A 13,277-nucleotide genomic window follows, 5' to 3' on the forward strand; every position below is an offset into this window, starting at 1 on the left:
TCTCGCCGCGCCCGGCCCGGCCGGAGAGGCTGAGGCGCATGACTGCGAACCCGTCACCCCCGGCCGCGGCCGCGGACCCCTCGGGAGAGCGCGACGCGGCGTCCGCACTCCCCTTCGTCCTGTCGGCGGACGCGCCGGGCACCCCGGTGGCCGACTACCTGCCCGCCGCCCGTCCCCTCCTCCGCCGGCGGCTCCTGGAGCACGGCGCGGTCCTGCTGCGCGGCTTCGACGTCGGCGGGGTGGACGGGTTCGCGGGCGTGGTCGAGGCCGTCTCCGGCGAACCGCTGGCCTACACCGAACGCTCCTCGCCCCGCAGCACGATCAAGGGGCGGGTGTACACCTCGACCGACTACCCCCCGGCCGAGGAGATCTTCCTCCACAACGAGAACTCCTACCAGGCCGCCTGGCCCCGCACGCTGTTCTTCCACTGCGCACAGCCGCCGCTGACGCTCGGCTCCACCCCGCTCGCCGACATCCGGCGCGTCCACGCGGCGATCGACCCGGCGGTGCGCGAGGAGTTCACGGCCCGGGGCTGGATGGTGACCCGCAACTTCACCGAGGGCTTCGGGGTGAGCTGGCAGCAGGCCTTCGGTACCGAGGACCGCGCCGGCGTGGAACGCTACTGCGCCCGCAACGGCATGACCGCCGAGTGGACCGCGGCCGGCCTGCGGACCCGGGCCCGGCGCGAAGCCGTGCACCGGCACCCGGAGACCGGCGAACCGGTCTGGTTCAACCACCTCGCCTTCTTCCACGTCACCACCCTGGGGCCCGAGGTGTGCGCCGGCCTGCGCGAGATGTACGCGGAGGCCGACCTGCCCACCAACACCTACTACGGCGACGGCAAGCCCGTCCCGGACGACGTGGTCGCCCACCTGAGGGACTGCTACCGCGCCGAGCAGCGCCGCTTCGACTGGCAGCTCGACGACGTCCTGGTGGTGGACAACATGCTGGCGGCACACGGCCGCGAGCCCTTCACCGGCCCGCGGCGGATCGCCGTGGCCATGGCCGAGCCCTGGTCCGCGGCCTCCGCGGCCCAGGCCCGCGCCGCCCGTACCCACACGCCCGGGGAGACGTCCGATGACACCCGATGAGACCGGCTCCCCGCTCTCCTTCGCCCAGGAGCAGCTGTGGTTCGTCGACCAGCTGCGCTCGGGCGCCTCGATCGAGTACCTGCTGCACGAGACGGTCCGGCTGCGCGGCCCGCTGGACGAGGCCGCGCTGACCTCCGCGCTGACCGAGATCGCCGCCCGGCACGAGGTCCTGCGCACCCGCTACGCCGCCGAGGGGGACAGCGCGGTCCAGATCGTCGACGATCCGGCCCCGGTCGAACTCCGCCGAGTGGACCTGAGCGCCCGGTCCGACACCGAACAGCAGCACGGGCTACGGGAGTTGATCGCCACCGAACGGCGGACCCCGATCGACCTGCGCACGGCGGCGCCCTGGCGGCTGACCCTGGCCCGGCTCGGCGAGACCGACGCGGCCCTGCTGGTGACCGTCCACCACATCGCCTTCGACGCCGCCTCCTGGGTCGTACTCGCCCGCGAACTCGACGCCCTGTACGGCGCGTTCCGCTCCGGCGAGGCGTCCCCACCGGCACCGCCGCTGCAGTACGCGGACTTCGCCCAGTGGGAGCGCGACCGCTGGGCGGCCGACGCCGAGCGGACGCAACGCCGCCGCGGCTACTGGCGGGAGCGGCTCGCCGGGCTGGAACCCCTGGAACTGCCCGCCGACCGGCACCGGCCGGCGCACTGGGACCCGGCCGGCGCCGACGTCACCTTCACCGTGCCGGCCGCGCCCGCCGCCCGGCTCACCGAGCTGGGGCGCGACTGCGGCGCCACCCCGTTCATGGTGCACCTGGCCGCCTTCCAGCTGCTGCTGGCCCGGCACGCGGGCCGCGACGACGTCGCCGTCGGGGTGTCGGTCTCGCGCCGCGACCAGCCCGAACTGGAACACCTGCTCGGCATGTTCCTCAACACCGTGGTGCTGCGCACCGACCTGTCCGGCTCCCCAACCTTCCGCGAGCTCCTCGGCCGGGTCCGGGAGGGCGTCCTGGACGCGTACGACCACCAGGACGTGCCCTTCGACCGGGTCGTCGCGGACCTCGCACCGGAGCGCGACCAGTCCCGCAACCCGGTCTTCCAGGCCGCCTTCGCCCTGCACACCACCGACCCGCAGCCGTTCCGCCTCGCCGGCCTGGACGTCGACCTCGTCCCGGCGGCCGTCACCACCTCCCCCTTCGACCTCTCGTTGCACCTCGACGAGGAGGCGGACGGCTCGCTCACCGGGCGCTTCTTCTACCCGACCGCCCTGTTCGACCATGCCCGGATCGACCGGATGGCCGGCCACCTGCTGCGGTTGCTGACCGGCATCGCCGAGCACCCGGACACCCCGGTGCACCTGCTGGACCTGCTCACCGACGCCGAGTCGCGGGCGCTGCAGGCGTGGAACCGCACCGACCCCGGCACCCCCACCGACACCGACACCGACACCGACACCGACCCCGGCACCCCCACCGACACCGACACCGACACCGCCGGCGCCACCGACCGCCCGCACACCGGCCCGTCGCTGCCCGAACTCTTCCTCGCCCAGGCCGAGGCCACCCCGGACGCCGTCGCCGTGGTGGCCGGCGCCCTGGAGCTGAGCTACGCCGAACTCGCCGACCGCACCCTGCGGTTGGCGCACCGGCTGACCGCACTCGGGGTCACCGGGGAGACCCCGGTCGGGGTCGCGCTGCACCGCGGCGCCGACCTGGTCACCGCCCTCCTCGCGGTGCTCACCGCGGGCGGGACGTACGTGCCGCTCGCCCCCGACCACCCCGCCGACCGGCTGGCCTACCTGGTCGCCGACGCCGGGGTGGAGCTGGTGATCACCGAGGAGTCGCTGCGCGGTCACCTCCCCGACGGGCCCCGGCTGCTGGTGCCGGCCGGCGACGCGCCCCAGGAGGCCGACGCCCTCGCGACGCCCGCGCCCGTCGGCGCCGAGGACGCCGCGTACGTGATGTACACCTCCGGCTCGACCGGCCGCCCCAAGGGCGTGGTGGTGCCGCACGCGGCCATCCGCAACCGGGTCCTCTGGTCGGTCGAACACCTGGGGCTCGGCCCCGGCGACCGGCTGCTGCAGAAGACCACGATCGGCTTCGACGCCGCCGTCTGGGAGTTCCTCTCCCCCCTGGTGTGCGGCGCCACGGTGGTGACCGCCCCGGCCGACGCCCACCGGGACACGGCCGTGATGGCCCGGGCCGCCGCCGAGCACGGCGTCACCGTGCTGCAGCTCGTCCCGTCGGTGCTGCGGCTGCTGCTGGCCGAACCCGGCCTCGCGGACTGCTCCGCCCTGCGGGTGGTGTGCTCCGCCGGCGAACCGCTGCCCGCCGAGCTCTGCGACCGGCTGCGCACCCTCCTCGACGTCGAGGTGGTCAACACCTACGGCCCGACCGAGTGCGCGATCGACTCCACCGCCTGGCACCACGACCGCGCCCAGCGCGAGGGCATCGTCCCGATCGGCCTCCCGCTGACCGGGGCGCGGGTCCACGTGGTCGACGCCCACGACCGGCTGGTGCCGGTCGGCGTGCCCGGCGAACTCTGCGTCGCCGGCATCGGCCTGGCCCGCGGCTACCTGGGCCGCCCCGGCCTGACCGCGGAGCGCTTCACCCCGAACCCGTACCCGCAGGCCCCCGGCGAGCGCTGGTACCGCACCGGGGACCTGGTGCGCCGCCGCGCCGACGGCGCGCTGGAGTTCATCGCCCGGCTGGACGACCAGGTCAAGGTCCGGGGGGTGCGGATCGAGCCGGGCGAGATCGAGGCCGCACTGGCCGCGCACCCGGCGGTGCGGGCCGCCGCCGTCGCCACCCACCGCTCGTCGGCCGGAGACCTGGAGCTCGCGGCCTACGTGGTGCCCGAACCGGGCGGCGCGGCCGACCCCGAGGACCTGCGCGCGTACCTCGCGGCCCGGCTGCCGGAGGCGATGGTCCCCTCGACCGTGCAGCAGCTGGACGCCCTCCCGCTGACCCCCAGCGGCAAGGTCGACCGGAAGCAGCTGCCCTCGCCGCAGGCCCGGGAGCGGACCGCCGGCCACGCCTGGGTGGCCCCGCGCACCACCGCCGAACGGGCCGTCGCCGAGGCGATGGCCGAGGTCCTGGAGGTGGACCGGGTCGGCGCCGAGGACGACTTCTTCGCGCTCGGCGGCCACTCGCTGGTGGCGATCCGGATGGTCCTGCGGCTGCGCCGCACCCTCGGCACCGACCTGACCGTCGGCGACCTGTTCGCCACCCGCACCGTCGCCGCACTCGCCGCCCGGGTCGACGCGGCCCGCGCCACCGCCGACGACGGGCCCGCCGTCCTGCCCGTACCGCGCACCGGCGACCTGCCGCTCTCCTTCGGCCAGCAGCGCCTGTGGTTCCTGGACCAGCTGGAGCCGGGCAGCGACGAGTACCTCGTCCCGCTCGCCGTGCGCCTGCGCGGCCCGTTCGACGTCGACGCGCTGCGCCGAGCAGTGGACGCGGTCACCGCCCGGCACGAGGTGCTGCGCACCCGGTACCTGGCCGACGGCGGCGACCCCCGGCAGGTCGTCGACCCGGCCGGCCCGGTGCCGCTCTGGCTGGTCGACCTCGCCGCCACACCGGACGCCGAGGAACAGGCCCAGCAGCTGCTGGCGAACGTCGGCGGCCGCCCGTTCGACCTGACGGCCGAGTGGCCGCTGCGCGTCACCGTCATCCGTACGGCACCCGACGAGCACCTGCTCGCCCTGACCCTGCACCACATCGTCTGCGACGGCTGGTCGACCGGGCTGCTGCTGGCCGACCTGGACCGGGCGTACCGCGCGCTCGCGGCCGGCGAACCCTCGCCGCTGCGGCCGCAACCCGTGCACTACGCCGACTTCGCCGTCTGGCAGCGCGAACGGGAGAACGCCGGCGCGCTGGCCGCGCAGCTCGACCACTGGCGGGAGCGGCTGACCGGCCTGGTGCCCGTCGAACTGCCCACCGACCGGCTGCGCGCCGCCGTCCGCGACACCCGCGGCGCGACCTTCGACACCGCCGTCCCGGCGGAACTCGGCCGGGAGCTGACCGAGTTGGCCCGGCGCAGCGGCGTGACGCCGTTCGTGCTGCTGCTGGCCGCGTTCCAGGTGCTGCTGGGCCGCCACACCGGGCGGGAGGACGTCGCGGTCGGCACCCCCGTCGCCGGGCGGACCCGGCCCGAGACCGAGGACCTGGTCGGCTTCTTCACCAACACCCTGGTGATCCGCACCGACCTGGCCGGCGACCCGCGCTTCACCGAGCTGCTGGAACAGGTGCACCGGGCGTCCGCCGACGCGCTCGCCCACCAGGACGTGCCGTTCGAGCACCTGGTCGACGCGCTGCGGCCGGACCGCGACCTCTCCCGCAACCCACTGTTCCAGGTGATGTTCGAACTGCAGCGCGCGGACGGCCTGCCCTCCGCGCTCGGCGACGCCACCGCGGAGTGGCTCGACGCCGGGCCCGCCGTGGCCAAGTTCGACCTCACCGTGACGGTGACCCAGCACGACGACGGCGGGCTGCGGGTCTGGTTCGAGTACGCCACGGCCCTGTTCGACCGGGCCACCATGGACCGCCTCGCCGGGCACTACCTGACCCTCCTGCAGGCGATCGCCGCCGCCCCGGACACCCGGCTCGGCGACCTCGGTCTGCTCACCGACCGGGAACGCCACCAACTCCTCGACCTGTGGCCCGACCCGGACGGCCACCGGACCGCCGCCCTCGACCCGGCCGACGAGCACGACCTGTGCGTCCCGCAGCTGATCGAGCGCACGGCCCGCCGCACCCCCGACGCGGTCGCGGTCCTCGCCGGGCAGGAACGGATCGGCTACGCGGAGCTGAACGCGCGGGCCAACCGCCTCGCCCACCGGCTGCGCGACCTCGGCGTGCGGCCGGAGACGGTGGTCGCCTCCTGTCTGGAGCGCAGCGTCGAAGCGGTGGTCACGCTGGTCGCGGTGCTCAAGGCGGGCGGCGTGTACGTCCCGCTCGACCCCCGGCACCCGGCCGAGCGGCTGGGGTTCATGCTCGCCGACGCCGGCGCCGAACTGGTGCTCACCACAAGCGAGTTCGCCGACCGGACGGCGGGCGGCCGGTACCGGACGGTCCTCGTCGACGACAAGCCCGAGCAGGACGGCGGCCCGGCCGGCCCGGCCGACCAGGCCGCCCGGACAGACCGGGCCGACCGGACCGACCCCGCGCCGCTCGCCGGGCCGGGGAACCTCGCCTACGTCATCTACACCTCGGGGTCGACCGGCCGCCCCAAGGGCGTGATGATCGAGCACCGCTCCTACGCCCACCACTGCCGGGTGATCGCCGACGCCTACGGCATCGCCGCGGGCGAGCGGGTGGTCCTGCTGTCCGCACTCACCTTCGACGTGGCGATGGACCAGATCGCGGCCACCCTGGTGGCGGGCGCCACGATCGTCGTCGGCGCTCCGGAGTTCTGGACGCCCGCCGAACTCCCTTCCCGTCTCGCCGAGTTCGGCGTCACGGTCGTCGAGATCACCCCCGCCTACTACCGGGCGATGCTGGAGTCCCCCGACCTCGGCCGGCTGACCGACCTCAAACTGATGAACGTCGGCAGTGACGTCGTCACCGTCGAGGACGCCCGGCGCTGGGCGGACACCGGCCTGCCCGGCCGCTTCCTGGGCAACTACGGGCCGACCGAGGCGACCGTCACCTGTCTGCTGCACCCGGTGGGCGCCGCCGACCGGGCCGACGGACGGGCGGCCGCCGCGCTGCCGATCGGGCGGCCGGTCCCCGGCACCCGGGCCCACGTCCTGGACGCCGACCTGCGGCCGGTCCCGGTCGGGGTGCCCGGTGAACTCTGCCTGGGCGGGGTGCGCCTGGCCCGCGGCTACCACCGCCGGCCCGGCCTGACCGCCGAGCGCTTCGTCCCCGACCCGCTCGCCACCGCGCCCGGGCAGCGGCTCTACCGCACCGGCGACCTGGTCCGCCGCCGGCCGGACGGCGCCGTCGAGTTCCTCGGCCGGATCGACCGCCAGGTCAAACTGCGCGGCCTGCGGATCGAGCTCGGCGAGATCGAGGCGGCGCTGGCCCGGCACCCCGCGGTGCGGGAGGCCGTGGTCGTCGCGGCACCCACCGCGCCCGGCGAGCGGCAGCTGGTCGGCTACCTGGTCGCCGGGCCCGGCGAGGAGGTCCCGCCGGTCGCCGAGCTCCGCGCCCACCTGCGCGACCTGCTGCCCGAGTACATGATCCCCGCGCGCTGGACCCCGCTCGCGGAGTTCCCGATGACGTCCAGCGGCAAGGTCGACCGCAGGGCACTGCCCGACCCGGCCCCGGCCGGCGCCGAGGACGCGGCCGACCACCTGCCCCCCGAGGGCCCGGTCCAGGAGACGCTCGCGGCCATCTGGTCCGAGATCCTCGGCCTGCCCCGGATCGGCGCCCGGGACGACTTCTTCGCCCTCGGCGGCCACTCCCTGCTGGCCACCCGGGTGCTCGCGGCCCTGCGCGAGGCCTTCGCGATCGACCTGCCCCTGCGGCGACTGTTCGAGGCCACCACGGTGGCCGCCCTCGCCGAGGCCGTCCAGGAGGCCGTCGAAGCCGACATCGACCGGCTGACCGACGACGAGATCGACGACCTGCTGACCCGGAAAGGTGTCCGATGAGCGAGACCGTTGACCGCGCCGCCCGGCGCGCCGAGCTGCTGCGCCGACGGCTGGAGGGCCGGGCGGCGCCGGGGCGGGCCGACGGCGTCGGCCGGGCCCCCCGCACCGGCCCCCTGCCGCTCTCCTTCGCCCAGCGCCGGCTCTGGATCCTCGACCGGATGCGGCCGGGCGGCACCGAGTACCTGATGACCGCCGCCCTGCACCTGCGCGGCCCCCTGGACCGCCGGGCCCTGCACACCGCGCTGGACGCCCTGCCGGCCCGGCACGAGGTGCTGCGCACCCGCTACCCGGTGGTCGGCGACGAGCCCGTGCAGCTGGTCGACGAGCCGGCCCCGGTACCGCTGGACGAACTGGACCTGCGCGACCTGGACCGCGCCGCCGCCGAGGCCCGGATCGACGCCCTGACCAGCTCCGAACGCCGCCCGGTCGACCTCGCGGTGGACCCGGTGTTCCGCGCGACACTGGCCCGGCTCGCCGACGACGAGCACGCGCTGCTCCTGACCGTCCACCACATCGCCTCGGACGGCTGGTCGGAGGACCTGCTGGTGACCGAGTTCACGGAGCGCTACGCGGCGGCCGCAGCCGGCCCTGGGGCCGACCCGGTCAGCGCGCCGCTGCAGTACGCCGACTACGCCGTCTGGCAGCGCGAGCGGCTCTCCGGTGAGCGATCGGAGCGCCAACTGGACTTCTGGCGGACCGGGTTGGCCGGTCTCGCCGCGCTGGAGCTGCCCACCGACCGGCCCCGGCCGCCGGTCTGGGACTCCGCCGGCGACCAGGTCCCCGTGACCGTCCCGGCGGACACCGCCGGACGGCTCACCGCGCTGGCCCGGGAGCACGGCGCCACCCCGTTCATGGCCCTGCTCGCCGCCTACGCCGTCCTGCTCGGCCGCTGGAGCGGGCAGCGCGACCTGGCCGTCGGCACCCCGGTGGCGGGCCGGGACCACGCCGAACTCCAGTCCATGGTAGGGCTGTTCCTCAACACCCTGGTCCTGCGGACGGACCTCTCCGGCACCCCGTCCTTCACCGACCTGCTGCGCCGGGTCCGCGAGAGCGCGATGGACGCCTACGCCCACCAGGAGCTCCCGTTCGAGCTGCTGGTGGACGACCTGGTCCCGGAGCGCGACCCGTCCCGGAACCCGCTGTTCACCACGATGCTGCTGTGGGAGGACGCCACCGCGGATCCGGGCCCCGCGCGGGCCGGCGGGCTGACCGTCGGGCGGCTGCCGGTCGGCGAGAGCAGCGCCAAGGTCGACCTCACCCTGGGCCTGGCCGAGCAGCCGGACGGCTCACTGGCCGGCGGGATCACCTACGCCTCCGCCCTGTTCGACCGCAGCACCGTCGAGCGCTTCGCCGCCCGGCTGGCCCGGCTGCTGGAGAGCGCCGTCGCCGCGCCCGAGCTGCCCGTCGACGACCTGGACGTGCTGCCCGCCGCCGAGCGAACCCTGCTGCTGGACATCTGGAACGACACCGCCCGCACCTACCCCACCGCGACCCTCACGGCCCTGGTCGAGGCCCAGGCCCGTCGTGTCCCGGACGCTCCCGCGCTGCGCGACCGGGGCGTCACGGTGACGTACGCGGAGCTCAACGCCCGGGCCAACCGGCTCGCGTACCGGCTGCGCGCTCTCGGCGTGGGCCCGGAGTCCGTGGTCGGGGTCCGGCTGCACCGGGGCGCCGACCTGGTGGTGGCGCTGCTCGGCGTGCTCAAGGCGGGCGGCGCCTACCTGCCGCTCGACCCGGACTACCCGGCGGAGCGGCTGGCCCTGATGCTCGCCGACTCGGGCGCCCGGGTGGTGATCGGCCACGGCGGCCCCGAGGCGGCCCGGCAGGACGGGGACGCGCTCCCCGTCGACATCGCCGAGGACCTGTCCGCCCTGCCCGCCGAGGACCCGGCGCCGCTCTGCGGGCCCGCCCACCCGGCGTACGTGATCTACACCTCCGGCTCGACCGGCCGCCCCAAGGGGGTGGTGGTGGAGCACCGGGCGATCACCAACCGGCTGCACTGGATGCAGGAGGCCTACCGGCTGGGCGCCGACGACCGGGTCCTGCACAAGACGCCGACCGGCTTCGACGTCTCGGTGTGGGAGCTGTTCTGGCCGCTGGTCACCGGCGCCACCATGGTGCTCGCCAAGCCCGGCGGCCACCGCGACCCGGCCTACCTCGCCGAGCTGATCGCCGCCGAGGGGGTGACCACCCTCCACTTCGTGCCGTCCATGCTGCGCGAGTTCCTCGCCGGGGAGCTGCCCGCACTGCCCGCGCTGCGCCGGATGATCTGCAGCGGCGAGGCCCTGCCCGCGGAGCCGGCCGAGGCGGTGCACCGGCGGATCGGCTGCGAGCTGCACAACCTCTACGGCCCGACCGAGGCCGCGGTGGACGTCACCGCCGCGCAGTGCCTTCCCGGCGAACCCGTCACCATCGGCCGGCCGATCGCCAACACCCGGACGTACGTCGTGGACGCCGGCCTACGGCCGGTACCGATCGGGGTGGCCGGTGAACTGCTGCTCGGCGGCGTGCAGTTGGCCCGCGGCTACCTGGGCAGGCCGGCGCTGACCGCGGAGCGGTTCGTCCCGTCCCCGTTCGCCACCGCCCCCGGTGAGCGGCTCTACCGCACCGGCGACCTGGCCCGGCTGCGGCCCGACGGCGCGATCGAGTACCTCGGCCGGCTCGACGACCAGGTGAAGATCCGCGGCCAGCGGGTCGAGCCCGGCGAGATCGAGGCGGCGCTGGCCGGCGCCCCGGGCGTGACCGCGGCCGCGGTCACCGTCCACGACGGCCGGCTGGTCGCCCACCTCGTCCCGCGCACGGTGGACGCGGCCGCGGTGCGCGAGCACCTGCACCACCGGCTGCCCGCCCAGCTGCACCCGGCCCACTGGCTGCTGCACGACGCCCTGCCGCTCACCCCCAGCGGCAAGACCGACCGCCGGGCGCTGCCCGCCCCCGACGGCAGCCGCTCCGCGCTGGCCGGGGAGTACGTGGCCCCCCGGGACGCCCTGGAGCAGACCCTCGCCGAGGCGTTCGCCGACGCCCTGGGCCTGGACCGGGTGGGCGTCCGGGACGGCTTCTTCCAGCTCGGCGGCGACTCGATGCGCGCCATCCGGGCGGTCGGCGCCCTGCGCGCGCAGGGGATCCGGCTCGCCGTGCACGACCTGTTCACCCGCCAGCGGGTCGGCGAACTCGCCGACCTGGTCCGCGCCGCGGACGCCGCCGGACCGGACGCCGCCCGCGACGCCGGGCCGGACGACGGGCCGCTGGTGGAGGCGTTCGCCCTGATCGGCGCGGAGGACCGCGAGCGGCTCCCGGACGGCCTCTCCGACGCCTACCCGCTGGCCCAGACCCAGGGCGGCATGGTGTTCGAGATGCTCGCCGCCACCGACCGGGCGGTCTACCAGAACGTCTCCTGCTACCGCGTCCGCGACGAGGAGCCGTTCGACCCGGAGGCCCTGCGGGAGGCCGGACGGCTGCTGGTGGAACGCCACGAGATCCTCCGGACCTCCTTCGACCTCTCCGGCTTCTCCCAGGTCCTGCAGCTGGTCCACCGGCACGCCGAACTCCCCGTCCACGTCGAGGACCTGCGCGGCCTCCCGGCCGCCGACCGGCGGGCCCTGGTGGACGGCTTCCTGACCGCCGAGCGGCGCCGGCCGTTCGACCTGGCCCGGGCACCGCTGCTGCGGTACACCGCCCACCTGATCGACGACCACGAGTGGTGGCTGACCCACACCGAGTGCCACGCCATCCTGGACGGCTGGAGCCACACCTCCGTGGTCGCCGAGCTGATCGCCCTCTACCGGGCCCTGCGCCAGGGCAAGCGGCCCGATCTGCCGCCCCCGCCGGACGTGCGCTTCGCCGACTTCGTCGCGCTGGAGCTGGCGGCCCTCGACTCGGCCGAGGACCGCGCGTTCTGGGCCGAACGGGTCACCCGGCACGAGAAGTTCGAGCTGCCCCCGGGCTGGGCCGGCACCGAGCAGGACGAACGCGCCCACATCGTCGACGTCGAGCACGAGGACCTGCTGCCCGACCTGCGGCGGCTCGCCGCGAGCGCCGGCGCGTCCCTGAAGAGCGTGCTGCACGCGGCCCACCTGGCGGCCCTGGGCATCGCCGCCGGACGCACCCGGTTCTTCACCGGCCTGGTGACCAACGGCCGCCCCGAACGGGCCCGCGGCGACGAGGTGATGGGGCTGTACCTCAACACCGTGCCCTTCCCGGCCGACCTGTCCGCACCCACCTGGCGGGCCCTGGTCGCGGATGTCTTCGCCGGCGAGGCCGACCTGTGGCCGCACCGCCGCTACCCGATGCCGGCCATGCGGCGGGCGTGGGGTTCCGACGCGCCGCTGGTCGAGGCCGCGTTCGGCTACCTGGACTTCCACGTGCTCGACTGGGAGTCCGGCGACATCGGCATGGTCGACGACTTCAGCCCGAGCGAACTCGGCCTGGAGGTCTGGACCTTCCCCGGCGTGCTGCGCCTCGGCGCCCGGCCGGCGGTGGTCGGCCGCCCGCACCTCGCCCTGCTGGGCCGGATCTACCGCCACGTGCTGGAGTCCATGGCCGCCGACCCCGAGGCCGACCCGCGCGCCCTCACCCTGCCGCCGGCCGACCGCGCGGCGGCGCTGCGCGCCGGGCTCGGCGCCGAACCACCGCTCCCCGAGGAGGGGTCGGTCCACGGTCTGGTGGCGCTGCAGGCCCGGCGGACCCCGCACGCGACGGCGCTGCGCCACGGCACCCGGACCGTCGGGTACCGGGAGCTGGACGACCGGGCCGCCCGGCTCGCGCACCGGCTGCGGACCCTCGGCGTCGGGCCCGACACCGTCGTCGGGCTGCACCTGCCGCGCACCCCGGACCTGGTCACCGCGCAACTGGCGGTCCTCAAGGCGGGCGGCGCCTTCCTCTCGCTCGACCCGGCCTACCCGGCCGAGCGCCTGCGGCACATGGTGACCGACGCCCGCGCGGCGGTCCTGCTCACCACCCGCGAGCTGCGGCCCGCCCTGCCCGCCGGAACACCCGGAACGGTCGAGGTGCTCGACCCGGACGCGTACGCCGCGCTGCCGCCGTACACGCCCGAGGGCCCCGCCGACCCCGACTCCCTCGCCTACCTGATCTACACCTCCGGCTCGACCGGCCGGCCCAAGGGCGTCGGCGTCCCGCACCGGGCCGCCCTGAACCTGCGTCAGGCCCAGTGCGGCCCGCTCGACGTGCGGCCCGGCGACCGGGTGCTCCAGTACGCCTCGCCCAGCTTCGACGCGTACGTCTGGGAGCTGCTGATGACGCTCACCCACGGCGCCGAACTGGTGCTGCCGCCGCCGGACACCGACCCCGGCGACCTGCGGCAGCAGTCCGCCCTGGTCACCCACATGACCCTGCCGCCGTCCCTGCTCTCCCAGCAGGACCCGGCCGACTTCCCGCAGCTGCGGGTGCTGGTCTCGGCAGGCGAGGCCTGCCCGGCCGCCCAGGCCGCCCGCTGGTCGCGGCACGCCACCTTCGTCAACGCCTACGGCCCGACCGAGACCGCCGTCTGCGCCACGCTCACCCCGGTCACCACCACCGGCGAGGACGGGCCGGGGGGGGGGGGGGGGGGGCGCGGCGCGGGGGGGGCGGGGGGGGGGGCCGCGCCCGCGTCGACGCCGCCGCGCCGGCGCGGGGGGCGGCGG

Annotated in this window: 3 protein-coding genes; all 3 read left to right on the forward strand. The window is 76.0% G+C overall.

What is annotated here, in order from left to right; translation table 11 throughout:
* The first annotated feature begins 38 nt into the window (after positions 1-38).
* Entirely contained in the window at positions 39-1,091 is a 1,053-nt protein-coding gene (locus ACFV0O_RS02770; protein WP_380335415.1) for a TauD/TfdA family dioxygenase, read from the forward strand.
* Entirely contained in the window at positions 1,078-7,638 is a 6,561-nt protein-coding gene (locus ACFV0O_RS02775) for an amino acid adenylation domain-containing protein (protein ID WP_380335418.1), read from the forward strand. The genes ACFV0O_RS02770 and ACFV0O_RS02775 overlap by 14 nt, the downstream gene beginning before the upstream one ends.
* Positions 7,635-13,277: amino acid adenylation domain-containing protein (locus ACFV0O_RS02780; RefSeq protein WP_380335421.1), on the forward strand; the 5,643-nt coding region annotated here is incomplete at its 3' end. The genes ACFV0O_RS02775 and ACFV0O_RS02780, both read left to right, overlap by 4 nt.

The organism is Kitasatospora sp. NPDC059577 (assembly GCF_042735475.1).
In the GTDB taxonomy this organism is placed as follows: Bacteria; Actinomycetota; Actinomycetes; order Streptomycetales; family Streptomycetaceae; genus Kitasatospora.

What these genes read in the sequence shown, in the direction of transcription:
- ACFV0O_RS02770 (WP_380335415.1), top strand. Translation starts at nt 39, where the DNA reads ATGACTGCGAACCCGTCACCCCCGGCCGCGGCCGCGGACCCCTCGGGA.
- ACFV0O_RS02775 (WP_380335418.1), top strand. Translation starts at nt 1,078, where the DNA reads ATGACACCCGATGAGACCGGCTCCCCGCTCTCCTTCGCCCAGGAGCAG.